This window comes from Streptomyces mutabilis (assembly GCF_014649815.1).
Lineage (GTDB): Bacteria > Actinomycetota > Actinomycetes > Streptomycetales > Streptomycetaceae > Streptomyces > Streptomyces mutabilis.
The window spans coordinates 12,758-29,821 of sequence record NZ_BMTT01000034.1 but is presented as its reverse complement, the minus strand read 5'-3'; the positions used below and the strand labels follow the sequence as shown (position 1 = coordinate 29,821).

The following is a 17,064-nucleotide window of genomic DNA, read 5'->3' as shown; positions in this document are numbered from 1 at the left end:
CTTCTTGGTCTCCAGGCCGAACCCGGTCGCCCGGTGCCGCCGCAACTGCTCGACCTCCCGGAAGGACCCCGGGTCCAGAAGCAGCTCGATGCGCTCCCGCGCGGTCAGCTTGCCCTTGGCGTGCTGCGCCGCCGTCGCCTTCTCGCTCGGTCCGCCCAGCACCTGCGCACGGATCCCGTGCAGCTCGGCGGTGCGCCCGCGCGCGTCGGCCGTCTGTACGTCCTGACTCACTGTGTCGTCTCCCCGTTGTCGTCGATCAGGAGGCGACGGCGTACCGTGCACGCCGTCGCGGTACGCGCCCGGCGGCGGGTACCGGTGCACCCGCCGCCGGGCGGGTCACATCGCCATGCCGCCGTCGACCCGGATCACCTCTCCGGTGACGTACGAGCTCTCGTCGCTCGCCAGGAAGGCGACCAGACCGGCAACCTCCTCCGGCCGTCCGACGCGCCGCATCGGTATCGGGTCGAGCTTCTTCGGATCGTCGACCATGTGCTCGGTCATGTCCGTCTCGATGATTCCGGGCGCCACCACGTTGCAGCGGACGTTGCGCTCTCCGAGCTCCCTGGCGATGGTCTTCGTCAGACCGATCAGTCCGGCCTTGGCCGCCGCGTAGTTGGCCTGGCCGGCACTGCCGAAGAGTCCGGACACCGACGAGATGTTGATGATGGAGCCGCTGCGCCTGCGGATGAAGCCGAAGTAGCAGTGCTTGATGAAGTGGAAGGCACCCTTGAGGTTGGTGTTCAGGACGGCGTCGAAGTCCTCGTCCCTGATCGACGCGGCCAGGCCGTCCCGGATGATGCCTGCGTTGTTGACCAGCACGTCGACCGGTCCGAGTTCGGTGGTGACCGCCTTGACGGTTCGGGAGACCTGCTCGGAGTCGGTCACGTCGCAACGGTAGATCTGCGCGGTGCCGCCCAGCGCCTCGGCCTCCCGCTTGGTCTCCTCGGCACTCGCCTCGTCGTTGGCGTAGATGACGGCGACCGTCGCGCCGTCCTGGGCCAGCCGGAGCACCATGGCCTTGCCCAGCCCGCGGGATCCGCCGGTGACGATCGCGACCTTGCCGGCCAGTCTCACCGTCACGCCCCCTCACCGGCCAGGACGGCGACGATGTCGCCGATGTTCCGGGCCTCGGCGAAACTCACCATCGGCACGGCGATGTCCAACTGCTCCATCGTCTCGGTGATGATTTCCGCCCGGTCGATCGAATTGGCGCCGAGGTCGCGCATGCTGTCCTGGAGCGTGATGCGGTCGATTTCGACCTCAGGCACGACGTCGACGAAAACTTCCTTCAGGGTCTGGAATATCTGATCCTGGCTCATATTCACTTTCGCTTTCTCATTGCTTCCGAGTGCTTCTCTCGCGGGCGGCTCGGCTATTCGCCGTAGCGGCTCATCAACAGCTCCCGGACCTCGGGCTGGTGGAAGGTGATCTCGTGCATCGCCAGTTCCTCCTCGACCGCCCGCGGCAGACGCTCCCTCAGGTCGAGCACCAGGCGGTCCTTGAGGGTGACCAGCGAGCGGCGCGGCTTTTCCGCGAGGCCGCGGGCCAGCTCCAGGGCTGTGGGCAAGACGTCACCTCGGGGGTGTACCGGAAAGGGGACACCGCGCGCCGCCAGTTCGGCCCCACGGAAGGTCCGGGCGGTCAGCAGGAGCTCGTGGCCGAGGACCGGCCCCAGCTTGGCCGGGAACACCAGCGTGGAGCCGAAGCCCGGGGTGAAGCCGTACTTCATGAAGTTCGCCGTGTAGACGCTCTCGCGGGCGAGGATCACGAAGTCGGCGAACAGCCCCATGGCGAGACCGCCGCCGATGGCGTGCCCCTGCATGGCGGACACGACGGGGACCGGGCAGTCCAGCGGCAGCGCGTACACGTTGGGCCGGCCCTCGTCGCGGACGAACGTGGCCCTGCCCGCCTGGATGTCCAGCAGCGCCTCGCGGGTGCCGCCGGAGCAGAAGTAGCTGCCGTAGCCGGTCAGGACCGCCGCCCGGAACCGCTCATCGCTCCCGACCTGCCGGAAGGCGTCTCCGAGGCCGGACACCAGATCGTCGGTGAAGGTGTTCTTGTGCGCCCGGTCCGCCATGACGATCAGGGCGACACCGTCCGCCGCCTCCTCCACCGTGACCACGTCACTCATCGCGCTCCCCCGTGGCGGGCCGGTCGGTCAGATCCATGCGTACTCCCGGTGGAACTCGTTGATGCGCTCCAGCACCAGGCGCCCGGTGCCGCGGATGCTGTCCAGCACCTCCGGGACCACGTCGAGCTGCAGCTCGACGTTCCGGGTGCCGAAGGCGATGACGTCGTTCTCCTTCATCAGCCGCAGGTACTGCTCGATGCTCAGCCGGTACCGGTCGTCGAGGACCTTGTCGATGCCCATGGCACGGACGCGGTGCCGGCTGCCCTGGGTGGCGACTCCGCTGTAGAACTCCGAGCAGCACCCGGAGCCGTAGGAGAAGATCCCGATCCGGCGGGGAGCGTCGAAGTCGCCATGGGCGATCGTGCTGAGCAGGTTGAGGAAGACCGTGCCGCCCATGATGTTGCCGACGCGCTGGCAGTACGCCAGGCCCGGTGCGACCCGGCGCCCGAAATCCTCCTCGACGGCCGGGGCCTTGGCCTTGCAGATCCGCCGCATCATCGTGCGGTGGGCGCCCTTCACCATGCCCCCGAACGGCGTGTGGAACGACAGGTAGTCGAAGGTGGTGCGGTAGTCGACGCCGTCCACCCGCCGCTCGTAGGCGCGGTAGGCGGCTTCGCAGCAGTCCAGGTAGGACATCAGCGACAGGTCGGCGTTGCCGGCCTCGCTGTCCGGGACCGGACGGCAGGTGTCCATCACCTCGTAGCCGTATGAGCCGTTGGCGCCCACGTCGACGCTGAAGATGTGCGGGGTGTCGCTGACCAGCATCGCGACCGCGCCGGCGCCGCCGCTGGGCTCGGCGAACGACCAGTCCTCCGACAGTGCGTCGCCGCCCTCGGCGACCCGGAACCGGGCCATGTCGGTCGCGACCACCAGGGCCTTGGCCCCGGGCGACACCTGGGACAGGACGAAGTTGACCGCGTTCTGGAAGCCGGCCGTGCCGGAGAAGCACGCGTTCTTCACCTCGAACAGCCTGCAGTTGCGGCTGAGCCCGAGGTGGTCGTGCACATAGGTACTGATCGACTTGCCGAAGTCGATGCCCGACTCGGTGCAGGTGATCAGCATTTCGATGCGGTCGCGATCCTCCGGGGCCAGCGCGTCCACCAGCGGCTTGGCGGCGTTGACCGCGAAGGACACCGGGTCCTCGAAGGGCAGAGCCACCGACTTCTCGTGCATCAGCAGGTTCGCGAAGCGTTCGTTGTCAAGCTGCCGGTACTGGGCCAGTTCGGTGACGTCCACGTACGTCGAGCCGCCGTAGAAGTTGATCGCCTCGATGCCGGCTGAGCGCCGTTCCATGTGTTCCTCACGTTTCCGGTCCGGCAGCGCGGCCTCGGGGCCGCGCGGCCGGACGTGTCGACGGGACGGTGCCGCAGGTTCAGGAGGCGCGGACGGCGCCCAGCAGTTCCTCGCGGATCAGGGCCAGCAGCCGGCCCTCGGACTGGTTCTTGTTGATGAACTGGTGGTCGCCGGCCATGGTGTGCAGCGTGAAGTCGCCGGAGGTCAGCCCTTCCCAGAGCTTGGTCTCCTCCGACGCCACCCAGTCGTCGACGCCGTAGAAGGCCGTGATGGGCGTGGTGAACTTCTCCGCGGTGTCGTGGGTGTAGCGGTCGATGACACTGCACGCGGCCAGCAGCTGCGGCAGCGTGGCCCGGGCCTCGTCCTCGGAGTAGCCCCAGCCGTTCATGTAGGCGTGGACGACCGTACGGACCATGTCCTGGTCGTGCCGGATCTCCTCGTAGGTGGGGATCCGGGTCATACCGTGCTGGCCCACCTGGTCGAGGATCTTCACGATGGTCGGGTTGGGCGCGCTCGGTGCGGCGAACCCGGAGACGAAGGTCTTCAGCAGCCGGGCGTCCGGGTTCAGGCCGAGGCGGTGGGACAGACGGAAGGAGAACAGCGAGCCCCAGCTGTGGCCGAACGTGGCGCACGGGATGTCCAGCAGCTCGGGCGTGATGACCTGCTCGAGGACGCGCATGAACTCCTCGATGTCGGCCGGCGGCCTCTCCTCGAGCCGCAGGCTGTCGATGCCGGGCAGGACGACGGGGCAGACGTCGATGTCCGGACCGAGCTCGTCCTTCCAGTCGTCGAACAGGTCGGCGTTGCGGAAGCCGTTCGGGAAGCAGAAGAGCCGGACCTTGGCCTGCGGCTGCTGCCGACGGGCGTAGATCCAGTGGTCCACGGTCAGGTCATGGTCGTAGGGCTGCGAGTGAGCCGTCTGCAGCTCGCCCGTGCCGCCCGGCAGCGCGTCGACCACACGCCGGGCCATGTCCCGCAGGTCCTTGCTCTGCACCACGTCGGCCAGCGAGATGTCGGACCCGAGGAGCTGGTTGGTCTTGTTGAAGAATCGCAGACCGGTCATGGAGTCCAGACCGAAGTTGCGCATGTCCTCGTCCAGACCGACCTCGTCCAGTTCCATCTCCAGGATGAGCGCCAGCAGTCCGCGCAGACGCTCCAGGACCATCTCGTACTTGCGCTCAGCGTCGACGTTGGCGTACCGCAGCAGGAAGTCCCGGTCCTCGCCACCCTTGTCGAGCGCGGCGGAGTCCATCAGGCTTCTGATCTCGCCGAGCTTGGCGTCGTCGAACTCCTTCAGCCGGATGGAACCGACCGAGACCACCGGGGTCCCGGAGCCGTCGACGAGCCGGAAGCCGGTGACGACCTCCTGCTGGTCGCCGTCGTACACGGGCACCTCGACGAGGGCGTACAGCTCCCGCGGCGCGGCGCCGGGCCGCAGCACGATGTCGTCGAGCTCGGACACCATGAACTTCCTGCCGTCCGGGGTGTGACCGATGGCCACGTAGTTGCAGGTCTGGGCACAGCTGTCGAGCACACCCGGGTGGAAGCCGAGCGCGTAGGCGCGCGTTGCGGCGTCCCGGTCCGGCTCGGTGAAGCGGACCAGGCCGTCGCCGGGGCGCTGCCAGACCTCGTCGACCCAGCGCACGGCCGGGCCGAAGTGGAAGCCCATCTTCTCCAGCGTCCGGTAGAACTCCTCGCCCGTGGCGTGCCGGTCGCTCTCGTTCCTCACCTCGTCGAGGGCGACCCTGTCGGAGTGGTCGACCCGGTCGACAGCGGCGATCCGGCCCTGCACGTTCAGGCCCCAGTTCGCCGTCCCGGCGTTCCTGCTGTGGAACTGGAATTCCATGCCGCCGCCGTCGTCCGGGTCGAGGAGGAGCAGCACCTCCTTGACTTCGTCGGCGAAGACCATGACAGGGCTGAAGAACTGCATGCCGGTCACCCGCAGCGGGCGGTCGCCCTGGGACTGACGCATGACTTCCCGGAGCATCTCCAGGAAGTAGCCCACGTGTACCACGCCGGAGTTGTCGAGCAGCTCGGGGAAGTTGCCGTGCGTGAGGGTGTACAGGTACTGCTTCTGCCGCACGGGCAGGTTCAGCGCCTCACCGTCCAGGCCGCTCCGGCTGACGCGGCCGGCGAGCCTGCTCTGGAGCCCGGCGGACTCCTCCTCGGGTTTGGTGAGCCAGTGACGGCTCGGCTCGAACGGGTAGTTCGGCAGCATCAGCTTGGTGCGGCCCCGGCCCGCGTAGTGCGGTCCCCAGTTCAGGGTGGCGCCGAGGCAGGTCACCTGGGCCAGCGCCCGCAGCAGGCTGTCCAGCGCGGGCGCGCCGTCGACGGGGCGGACCGTCACGACGTCGGCACGGTCCAGGACAGGCAGGGTGGCCCGGGCGGGCGTCGAGCCCAGCTCCACGAAGAAGCGGTAGCCCTGCTCGTACAGCGCCTCCAGTCCTTCGCCGTAACGGATGGGAGCGGTCAAAGAGTTCTCCGCGATGTCCTGCTGGAGGTCTTGGGACTTGTGCGTGGTCAGCAGGGTGTGAGGGGACTGGTACCGCAGGCCGGGCCGGCGGTAGGTCTCCCGCTCGACGGCTTGCCGCCAGGAACCGGCCCGCGCCGCGTACCCGGCCGACGGCCAGTGGGCGGACTCGGGGACGACGTCTGCCCCGGCGGAGCGGAGCTCGGCGGTGACGGCGTCCAGGGCGGCACTCTCGCCGGAGAGCACCCACTCCGACGGCGAGTACACCGCCGACAGGTGCACCCGGTCGGCCGCGGTCGCGAGCGCCGCGTCGACAGCGGCCTGCCCGCCGTCGAGTAGCACTCGGGCGAAGGCCAGCGGGGCACTGGAGCGGTGCAGCGCGGCCAGTTCGACGCAGTGCCGGACCGCGGACTCCAGGCTCAGGCCGCCGGTCACCACCGCGGCGACCAGGGAGCCGGTGCGCTCACCGAAGGCGATCTGCGGGGTGATCCCGTACCCCTCCAGCAGCCGGTACAGGGCGTACTGCGATGCGAACAGCCAGGCCTGGCGTTCCTGGTCGGTTGCCGGAGCGGCGCCCTCGCGCTCGAAGGCGGCAAACTGCGGGCCGTACGCCGGCTCGAACAGCGACAGGCACGCCGTCAGCGTCTCGCGGAAGGCCGGGAACTGGAGGCAGAGGGACCGGGCAGCCTCGAACGTGCTCCCCGGGTCACCGCCGAGGACGAAGGCGAGTTTCGGCTTGATCTCCTCGTCGGTACGCGCGGTGTACGTCCGGCCGTCGCCGAACGTGGTGAACAGGGTGCGCTTGGCGTTGTACCGGTCGGAGCCGTGGCTGCTCCCGAGGACCACCGAGGCGTCGGAGTACAGGGTCCCCTTGTCCTCGTACGCCCCGAGCACCGCACCGAAGCCGTCCCGCAGGTCTGCCACGGAGCTTCCCAGGAAGACCGAGCGGTGGGGAAACGCGGCTCGGCAGGCGTTGGTCGTGTAGCACAGGTCCTCGATCGACGCGCCCGGGTTGTCCGCCAGGTACTCGTCGAAGAGGCGGATCTGGCGGACGAGCTTGTTCTCGTCCGTCGCGGTCAGCGTCAGCAGCGAGGACGGCAGGTCCGTGCCGCCGTCACCGTCCGCGGTGTCGGCCGGCGCCTCGGAAAGGATCATGTGTGCGTTGGTGCCGCTGAAACCGAAGGAACTGACACCCACGTGCCGGGGCCGCTCGGGTTTCGCCGGCCACGACAGGGCGCTGCTCGGGAAGGTGAGCGCCTGGCTCATCGGCTGGATGCGCGGGTTGAGCTCCTGCAGGCCCGCGATAGGCGGCACGGCGCCGTGGTGCAGCACCAGCGCGGCCTTGATGAGGCTGGCGACACCGGCCGCGCTCTCCAGGTGGCCGATGTTGCCCTTCACCGCGCCGAGCATCAGCTTGTGCTCGGCGCTGTGGGCCCGGCCGTACACCTGGTTGATGGCGTCGATCTCGATGGGATCGCCGAGCAGCGTGCCGGTGCCGTGCGTCTCCAGGTAGTCGACGACGTCGGCGGTCAGTCCGGCGTTCTTCAACGCCTGCTCCAGGACGGACTTCTGCGCGCGCCCGTTGGGGATCGTCAGGCCGCTGCTCTCGCCGTCGTTGTTGACGGCGCCGCCGCGGATCACCGCGTACACCGTGTCCTTGTCCCGTCGCGCGTCCGACAGGCGCTTGAGAACCACGATGCCGCAGCCCTCGCCACGGCCGTAGCCGTCGGCCGAGGCGTCGAACGGCTTGGAACGACCGTCCGGTGCCAGCGCGTTCATGGCGCACAGCGAGGCCATGACGCCGGGTGCCAGCATCATGCTCACCCCGCCGGCCACCGCCATCCCGCACTCGCCGCGGCGCAGCGACTCGACCGCCAGCTGGGTGCTGACCAGTGACGAGGAGCACGCCGTGTCGAGGGAGATGGCCGGTCCGTTCCAACCGAAGGCGTAGGCGATGCGCCCCGAGGCCACGCTGGAGGTGGTACCGGTGCCGATGTACTGGTTGACGTCGTCGGAATCCTCGACCAGCTGGCCGTACTCGGAGTTGCTCGATACGCCGACGAACACCCCGGTGGAGGTGCCGCGCAACTCGTCCGGTCGTTGCCCGGCGTTCTCCAGCGCCTCCCAACAGACCTCCAGCAGCTGACGCTGCTGCGGGTCCATGGCGTTGGCCTCCACCGGGGAGATCTTGAAGAACCGGGCGTCGAACGAGGACACGTCCCGGGCCAGGAAGTTGCTCTGGCGTATGTACATCTTCCCGGGCGTGCCGGGGTTCGGATCGAAGTACTCCTCCAAGGGCCAGCGATCCTCGGGCACGTCGCGCACGCCGACGCCGCCGCCGCTCAGGAAGGACCAGTACTTCTCAGGCGTGTCGCAGCCGCCCGGGAAACGGCAGGCCATGCCGACCACGGCGATCGGCTCGGCCGCCGACTGCTTCATCTGCTCCAGCTTGCGACGCAGCGACTGGATCGTGACGACCGACTGCTTCAGGGCCTCGGCCGTCCTGCTCTGCTGTTGCACGCTCATGCCACACCGTCCTCAGCGTTCATGCTCAGTTCCATTTCCTTCTCCAGCAGGGCGACGAGGTCGTCCTCGTCCATGGCGTCCAAGGCGGCCAGGTCGTCCACGGCGCCTGTGGCATCCGATCCGTCCGAAGCGCCCGTGACGTCTGCGGCGTCCAGGGCGTCCATGCCGTCCTGGTCCCCCTGGACCCGGACGGTGTCGTCTTCCGTCGCCGGGACGTCGTCGGCCGGTGGCACGGGCAGCGCCCGCCCGATGTCCGGACCGGTCACACCCAGCACCCGCGCGATCTTCTCGAGGACACCCTTGACCGCGATGACCTGCGGGTCGGCCAGTCCGGTCGCCGTCCGCAGGGCCTGCCAGCCCTCTTGTTCCTCCAGCAGGCCGATGCCGAGCCGGCCGCGCATGAAGGTCAGGACCGACTCATCGGCCCGCAGCTTGCCGTCGCGCCAGAAGGACCAGTCCACGCTGACGGTGCGCCCGTGACGAGCGCCGCGCTCACGCTGCCGCTCCCGGTACTCGGCGAAGGCGTCGAGATAGCTGCTGGCGAAGCAGGTGTCGCTCTGTCCGAAGTTGCCCAGCACGCCCGCCAGGGAGCTGAACAGGACGAAGCACTCCAGCGGTTCGTCGCGCAGCGCCTCGTCGAGGTGGCGGGTGCCGAACACCTTGGCGCGGAACACGTCCGCCATCTCCTGCGGCCGCTTGGCCGGGAGCGAGCCGTCCCGCAGCACGCCGGCCGCATGCACGACGCCGTCGATCCGGCCGTGGCGCGACTTCACCTCGGTGACCAGCGCGGTGACCGCGTCCCGGTCCCCGACGTCGGCACGCAGATAGACGGCCTCGGCGCCGTGGCGGCCGAAGGAACGCAGCCGCCGCGTGGCCTCCGTGTCGGCCTCGCCGCGGCCCACCAGCACGACCTTGGCCCGGTGCTCCCCGCACAGGCGGCGGGTGACGAGCTCGGCGAGACCGCCGAGTCCGCCGGTGACCAGGTACACGCCGCCGGTGGTGAACCGGGGCCGCGCGGAGCCGATCGCGTCGGCCGTGACCGGACGGCAGGTGCGTACCAGACGCTGTCTGCCGTCGTGCCGCACCTCGATCTCCTGGTCCGGCCGGGCGAACTCCGCCATCAGGGCCTGCGCCATGCGCTCCCGGCTGAGGTTCGACCGGGTGAACTCCACCGTCTTGTACAGCAGCTTCGGGTTCTCCATGCGCGCCGCCCGCACGAAGCCACCGACGCCGCGGTTCTCGGGTGCCGCCGCGCCGGACTGGTTGGCGAAGGCGTACAACATCCGCGGGGGCCGGGCGGGGAGGCCGTCCAGCGCTGCCTGGCTGAGGGCCGTCAGGGCGTACACTCCGCGTTCCAGCGCCGTCGCGATCCGCTCGGGCTCGCTGCCCGCCTCGGACCAGAAGTGGATGACGCCGTCGACGTCGACACCGCGTCCGGCGAGGGCCGCGAAGAGTTTGCCGTAGTCGGCACGGTCCGCCGGGGCGAGTTCGTAGTGGTCCTCGTCCAGCTCCCGGAAGCCGGTGCCGGGCCGCACCAGGACGACCCTCCCGGGCCGCGCGTCCGCCGGGAGGGCGGTGAGCGCGGAGCGCAGGGTCTCGGTGGTGTCGAAGAGCACCACCGTCCGGCCCGTCACTGGGTTGCCGGCGGTGCTCGACTGCTCCGGGGACTCGCTCCACTCACGGGTGAGCAGCCACGTCCGGGTCTCCTCCTCGCCGTCCGTGCCGGGCAGCCCGTTCCGGTCTGCCGCATCGGCCGACAGCGGTTCCGCCGCGGTCCGCGGCGCCGGGTTCACCGGCGGCTCGTACGAGTCCACGTCCAGCAGGCCGAGGATGTACTCCGCGACGTCCCGGATCGTGGGGTAGTTGAAGAAGAGCTGGAGATCGAGTTCCTGGCCGAAGAGCTTCTCCAGCAGGTTGTGCGTCCGGGTGGCGGTGATGGAGTCCATGCCCAGGTCGAAGAAGCCCCGGTCGGTCTCCGGCAGCCGGTCCTCGGTGAAGCCCAGCTGGTCCGCCACCCGGAGCTGGACGAACTCCGTCATCAGGTCGAGGCGCTCGTCCGGGAGTTCGTCGGCCAGCCGCAGCATGAACGCGGGGTCCGGACCCCGGCCACCGGCCTCGGGGGCGCCCGCGGGATCTGCCTCGGGCCGCGCCTCCTGCGCCGGTGAGGACTCAGCGGACTCGAGTGCCTCCGGGGCCTCCTGGGTCTCCTGGGTCTCGCGGGTCTCCTGCGGCTCCCTGGACTCCTGCGACTCCGGCTGCGGGCTGAGCGTGGCGGCCGCCCGCACCGGGGCCCGGTACAGCCAGTACGTCTCCTTCTCGAAGGGGTAGCCCGGCAGCGGCACGCGCTGCCCCGGCTGCCGCTCGTACCAGGCGCCGAAGGCGATGTCGGCTCCCCGGACCCAGCGGCGGGCGACGTCACCGAGCCGGTCACGGTCCTGCGGTCGTCCGGCCGAGGCCGCCGGGTCCGCGTCCTCGGGCCCGGAGTCCGAGCGGGTGTCCCCGGCGAACACCCCGGGGCCCGCGGCGTCCCTGCCCTGTGCCGTCAGGAAGGCTTCGACCTGCTGCGCGAGTTCGCCGTGCCCGGCGGCGACGAAGGCCACACGGTGGGGCAGTGCCCTGCGGCCGGTCTGCAGGGTGAACGCCATGTCGGCGAGGCCGGGTAGAGCGTCCTGCCGCAGGAAGTCCCGCAGCCCGCTCACGTGGCGGAGCAATGCCTCGGGCGTCCGGGCGGACAGCGGCAGCAGGTGAGGGCCGGAGTCCACCGCACGCGTGTGACGCGGCTGTGGCGTGTACTCCTCCAGCACCATGTGCACGTTGACGCCACCGACGCCGAAGGAGCTGATGCCTGCTCGTCGCGGGTAGGGCGTCCCGTCGTCCGCGCGCCGCGCGGGCTGCCACGATGCCTCCTCCAACTGGACTCGGAACGGGGTGCGGGAGAAGTCGATCTCGGGGTTGACGCGGTCGGCGTTCAGTCGGCTGGGGAAGAGCCGCTTGCTGCGCATCTGGAGCAGCACCTTGGTCAGCTGGGAGACACCGGCGGCGGCTTCGAGATGCCCGATGTTGGACTTCACCGAACCGACCGCGCAGTGCGCCCCGGCGGACGGCACGCCGTCGAAGGCGGCACTGAGCGCCTCGACCTCGATGGTGTCGCCGAGCGAGGTGCCCGTGCCGTGGGCCTCCAGGTAGCTGATGCTGTCCGCGCCGACCCCGGCCTGCTCCAGGGCGGCCTTCACGACCTCGGTCTGTGCCACCGGGTTGGGCACGGTGTACCCGTTGGTCTTGCCGCCGTGGTTGACGGCCGAGCCCTTGATGACGCCGTGGATGTGGTCGCCGTCGGCGATGGCCCGCGCCAACGGCTTCAGCAGGACCGCGCCGACACCTTCGCCGGGCACATAGCCGTTGCCGCCGTCGGCGAAGCTCTTGCAGTGCCCGTCCGGCGCGAGGAAGTTGAACATGTCCAGCGTGAGGTACTTGCTGGGGTGCAGGCTGAGGTTCACGCCGCCGGCGATGGCCAGGTCGCAGTCGCCGTGTCGGAGCGCCTGGCAGGCCAGGTGGATCGCGTACAGCGAGGACGAGCAGGCCGTGTCGACGACCAAGCTGGGACCACGCAGGTTCAGCAGGTACGAGATTCGGTTCGCGACCGAGTAGAGCTGGGCGTCGATCGGCACGTCCTGTCCGGCCGCGAGGTCGGCCGCGCCGTACAGCCCGTACTCGTTGAAGGACACACCCGCGTAGACGGCGACGTTGCCGCGCCGGTCCCCCGCCTCCGGGTCGGAGAGGGACTCCGGCGTGTAACCCGCGTCCTCGATGCAGTGCCACACGCTCTGGACGAACAGGCGCTCCTGGGGGTCCATGTAGGCGGCGGCGTTCGGGGACAGGGCGAAGAAGGACGGATCGAAGGTCAGGGCGTCGTCGAGGAAGCCGCCCCACCGGCAGGCGATGTCCGGGTAGTCACGGTGATCCCAGCGTTCGGCGGGTATCTCGGTGATGCAGTCCCGCCCCGCCGCCAGATTCGCCTCGAACTCCCGCAGTGTCGCGGCCTTCGGGTAGCGCCCGCTGACGCCGATCACGGCGATGTCCGCGCCGTTCGCCGGGGCCGGCGCACGCTCGCTGTCCGCCGGGACCGGAACGGGCTCTGTGACCGTCGGCGTCTCGTGGACCGCGGGACGCGGGGCGCGGTCGGCGTGCGTCGCGGACAGGTGGCGCGCCAGGGCGTCCAGGTCCTTGTACGTGAACAGCAGCGAGGTCGGCAAAGACCCGTAGGTCTCCTCCAGGACCCGGTTGAGCTGGGCGATGCGGACGGAGTCGATGCCGTAGTCCTCGAACGGGGTCCGCGGCCTCAGCCGCGCCTCCGGGATCTTCAGCACGGCGCCGAAGGACCGCTTGAGGTCGGCCAGCACCACGTCATAGCCGCTGGTGGACCGCTCCTCGGCCGCCGGGGTCTCGCGGGCCGCGGGCAGAGCCGCCGGGGCGGGCGGGACGGCGGCCGGTCCGGGCTGGGTCTCACCGGGGAACAGCGGGCCGTCCGCGGTCACCTGGACGATCCAGTGGGCCTCACGGGCGAAGGGGTACGACGGCAGCGACACCCTCCTCGGCCGCTTCCCCGCCCACAGCGCGGCCCAGTCCACGTCCGCCCCCATCACCCACAGCTCGGCCGCCTCGTCCAGCCGCCGGCCGTCCAGCAGGCCCCGGGTGTAGGTGCGGGTCACCTCGTGATGCAGCAGGGGATGCAGCCGGTGGTCGTCCTCCTCGGCCGAGCCGCGGCGCACGCCGGGCATGTCCCGCCCGTCCAGGAAGGCGAGCAGGCCGCTGCGCAGCCCCTCCAGGCCGGTCGCGGTGACGGCCAGCCGCTCGGCCATCGGCTCGCGGCCGGTCTGCAGCGTGAAGGCCAGGTCGGCCGCGCACGGAGCGCCGCTCGCCGGGGCCGACCCGGCGTCCGGTGTGCCGGGCAGACCGAGTGCGCCGGCGATGCGGGCAGCCGTGCGGGCCACGGTCGGCTCCTGGACGATCAGGTCCTGCGGCAGGTCGGGCCACACCTGCGCACGCAGCCGCTCGTGCAACAGGACCAGGCCGTAGGCATCGAGGCCGTGATCGGCGTAGGGCTCGTCCGGGTCGATCTCGTCACGGCCCACGCCGAGGATGTCGGCGAGCGCGGCCCGGACCTGTCCGAGTACCTCGTCGCCGGTGCGGGTCGCGGCGGCCGCGGCGGCTCCGGTGCAGCGGTCGAGGAACCCGGCCAGTCGCCGGGCCTGCGCGACGAGCGCGTCGCCGGTCTGGGCGGAGAGCAGGAAGACCTGCTCCTCCCCCTCGGCAGGGTCCGGCCGCAGCGCCGTGTCGCGCTCGACGGACTCCTCCACGATGAGATGGGCGTTCGTCCCGCCGGCGCCGAAAGCACTGATCGCCGCACGCCGGGGCAGGCCGGCACCGTCCGGGCCGGTCGGGCGCTCCCAGTCCCGCAGCTCCCGCTGCACGGTGAACGGCGAGTCCGCGAAGTCGATCAGCGGATTCGGCGGGTCCGCGTGCAGGGACGGCACGAGCTGGCGGTGCCGCATCTGAAGGATGACCTTGGTGAGGGCGGCGATGCCCGCGGCCGACTCCAGGTGGCCGATGTTGGACTTGACCGAGCCGATGGCGCAGAACTGGCGGTCCGCGGTGTAGCGGCGGTAGGCCTTGGACAGACCGGTGATCTCTATGGGGTCCCCGAGCGCGGTGCCGGTGCCGTGGGCCTCCACGTAGGAGATGGTGCGCGGGTCGACGCCTGCCTGCTCCAGCGCCTCGGTGATCAGCTCGGACTGCGCGTGCGGGTTGGGCACGGAGTATCCGCTGGTGCGGCCGCCCGCGTTGACGGCGCTCCCCTTGATGACGGCGTGGACGTGGTCGCCGTCGGCCACGGCCCGGCTCAGCGGCTTCAGCAGGACGACGCCGACACCCTCGCCCGGCACATAGCCGTCACCGCCCGCGCCGAAGCTGCGGCAACGGCCGTCGCTGGACAGGAAGGTGCCCTGGCTGAGCCCGACGTACTTCGAGGGGTGGACCATCACGTTGACGCCGCCCGCGAGGGCGAGTTCCGACTCGCCGCTGCGGATGCTCGCGCACGCCTGGTGGACGGCCACCAGCGAGGACGAGCACATGGTGTCGATGGTCATGCTCGGCCCGTGGAAGTCGAAGACGTACGAGACCCGGTTGGCCACCGAGGCGTACGAGGAGTTCCCGTGCAGCCGGCCACCGTGACGGTCTGTCGACAGCAGCTGGTACTGGCCGAACATGACGCCGGCGAAGACACCCACCTTCTTGCCGGCGAGGGACCGGCGCGCATAGCCGGCGTCCTCGACGGCCTGCCAGGTCGTCTCCAGGAAGAGGCGCTCCTGGGGATCGAGGAATTCGGCCTCGGCGGGCGCGATGTTGAAGAAGAGCGGGTCGAACAGCTCGATGCCGTCGAGGAATCCGCCCCACCGGCTGTAGGACTTACCGGGCTTGGCCTTCGCCTCGTCGAAGTACGGAGTGTGGTCCCAACGGCGGGCGGGGATCTCGGTGACGCTGTCCGTTCCCGTGCGCAGGTTCTGCCAGAAGGCGTCCAGGTCGGCGGCCTGCGGGTAGCGGCCGGCGATCCCGATGACGGCGATGTCGTCCGTGTCGGAAGAGGGCTGCGGCGGAGCGGATGCCGTCGCCGGGGCGGTCTCCGTGACCGGAGGGGCCGTGGCCGTGACCGGAGGGGCGGGCGCCGTGACCGGAGGGGCGGGCGCCGGGGCCGTGGTGGCCGAGGCCGTCGGCACGGCAGGGCGGATTCCGCGGCTGCGGGCCGCGAGCAGGTCCCACTTGCCGGACAGCCGGCCCGGGACCGAGGGCGGCGGCGCAGCGACCGGTCCCTCCGGTCGCGGCGAGTCCCCGTCGCGGGTCGCGTCGTGCCCCCGCCCGGCGGCGGGCGCAGCGGCGGACAGGCCGAAGCGGGCACGCAGCTCGGCGGCCTTGACGCGGAGCAGGTGTCCCGTGAGCTCGTCGATGCCGTCGTACTCGAAGAACAGCGTCTTGGACAGCTGTCCCAGCTCGCTCTCCAGCTCCTCGGTCATCGCGATGACCATGATCGACTCGATCCCGTACCGGCCGAAGGAGACATCCGTCCTGATGTCGGCCGTGGGCAGCTTCGTGTACCGGGCGACGAGATCGACGAGATGCGCCCGGGTCCGGGCGCGCAGCCGCGGATCCTCGTCGGCACCGGGCGCCGGGTCCACGGCGACGGGAGCCGGCTGAGGAAGAGGGGACGCCAGCAGGTCCCAGGTCCGCTGTTCACCCTTGATCACCACGACATGGGGCTCGTCGAGGGCCAAGGCCGTGTGGAAGGCCCTGACACCCTCGGGCGTGGCCAGCGGATGCAACCCCAGTTCCGCACGGGCGTGCCCGGCGTCACCGCGCATCGCGCCCTCGTCCCACAGCGGCCAGGCGAGGGCGACGGTCCGGCCCCTGCGCAGGCCGCGCCGCCGCGCGTCCTCCCGACGGCGGGCCCAGTGATCCAGGTAGGCGTTGGCGAACGCGTAGTCGGCCTGGCCCACGTTGCCCAGGGTTCCGGCGAGCGAGGAGAACAGCACGAAGAAGTCCAGCGGTTCCTCACCGAGGGCCTCGTCCAGCAGCAGCGTGCCGCGCACCTTGGCGGCGAGCACTTCCGCCGCCTCCTCGGCGCTCTTGCGCGGCAGGAGGGAGTCCCGGACGACGCCCGCCGAGTGGATCACTCCGGCCAGCGGGCCGGCGGCCCTCGCCTCGCGGACCGCGGTGACGGCCCCGTCGGGCGTGCTGACGTCGGCCTGCACATAGCGGATTTGAGCGCCGGTCCGCTCCAGCTCGGCAAGGGCGGCACGCGCGTCGGCGTCCAGAGGCCGGCGCCCGGTCAGCAGCAGCGTGACCGGCGTCGGCCGGGCCAGCTCGCGGGCGAAGAGCAGACCCAGCCCGCCCAGGCCGCCGGTGATCAGATAGACGCCGCCGGCACGCACCGGGACCGGCGCGGCGGAGACCGGCGGGGCGCTCAGCGGGCGCAGCCGCCGTACCCAGCGCTGACCGCCATCGTGGCGGACCTCGGCTTCTCCGTCCGGCCGGGCGAACTCCGCGAGCAGTTCCTCGGCTTCGGCGCGCAGACCGGCACCGGGCCGGCGTACGACGCTGACGGTGCGGAAGCGGAAGGCGGGCTTCTCCAGGCCCACCACGCGGCTGAAGGCACCGGCGGCCGCACACTCGGGCCGCGTCTCGCCGTCCCGCTCCACATGGGCGTGGACCAGCCGGATCTCGTGCTCGGGCCTGCGCGCCAGCAGCGCCCGGGTGAGCCGGAAGAGCAGGAAGAACTCCTCTTCCGCCGCCTCGGGCCCGCCGGGTACGGCAGCGGGCCCGCGGTGCAGCAGGATGCGGTGGGGCACCGGGCCGCGCTCGATCGCGGCGACCAGTTGACCGGGGGAGCGGACCACATCGACGTCTGTGGCCGGGTCCGCGGCCGCCGCTGCCTCGCGCACGGCGCTCTCGATGTCCCCCTCGACGGCGAACAGCAGGATGCGGCCGCCCGCGCGGGATGTCTCCCGTTCGGGCCCGTGGCCGGCCGGCTGCCAGCCGGCCGTCCAGTGGCGCACGCCGGGCGCCGCGGTCGTCGGGTCTTGCTGGGTCATGT

The 17,064-nt window shown here is 70.9% G+C and carries 7 protein-coding genes; all 7 read right to left on the bottom strand.

Annotated elements, in window-relative coordinates; genetic code table 11:
• On the bottom strand, window positions 1-231 hold a 231-nt coding region (locus IE142_RS33345), incomplete at its 3' end, for a carboxyl transferase domain-containing protein (RefSeq protein WP_306432642.1).
• 105 nt (window positions 232-336) lie between these two features.
• Entirely contained in the window at window positions 337-1,080 is a 744-nt protein-coding gene (gene fabG, locus IE142_RS33340) for a 3-oxoacyl-[acyl-carrier-protein] reductase (RefSeq protein WP_229831128.1), read from the bottom strand.
• On the bottom strand, window positions 1,077-1,319 hold the full coding sequence (locus tag IE142_RS33335) for an acyl carrier protein (protein ID WP_191889195.1): 243 nt from the start codon (window positions 1,317-1,319) through the stop codon (window positions 1,077-1,079). Before IE142_RS33335 ends, fabG begins: the two co-directional genes overlap by 4 nt.
• Before the next feature lie 53 nt (window positions 1,320-1,372).
• Window positions 1,373-2,131, bottom strand: a complete 759-nt coding sequence (locus tag IE142_RS33330; protein ID WP_191889194.1) for a polyketide synthase — start codon at window positions 2,129-2,131, stop codon at window positions 1,373-1,375.
• A gap of 27 nt (window positions 2,132-2,158) precedes the next feature.
• Window positions 2,159-3,424 (bottom strand): hydroxymethylglutaryl-CoA synthase family protein, encoded by a 1,266-nt coding sequence (locus IE142_RS33325; protein ID WP_191889193.1) that lies wholly within the window; start codon window positions 3,422-3,424, stop codon window positions 2,159-2,161.
• A gap of 79 nt (window positions 3,425-3,503) precedes the next feature.
• Window positions 3,504-8,420, bottom strand: a complete 4,917-nt coding sequence (locus tag IE142_RS33320; protein ID WP_191889192.1) for a type I polyketide synthase — start codon at window positions 8,418-8,420, stop codon at window positions 3,504-3,506.
• Window positions 8,417-17,062, bottom strand: a complete 8,646-nt coding sequence (locus IE142_RS37580; RefSeq protein WP_191889191.1) for an SDR family NAD(P)-dependent oxidoreductase — start codon at window positions 17,060-17,062, stop codon at window positions 8,417-8,419. Before IE142_RS37580 ends, IE142_RS33320 begins: the two co-directional genes overlap by 4 nt.
• Between the last annotated feature and the right edge of the window lie 2 nt (window positions 17,063-17,064).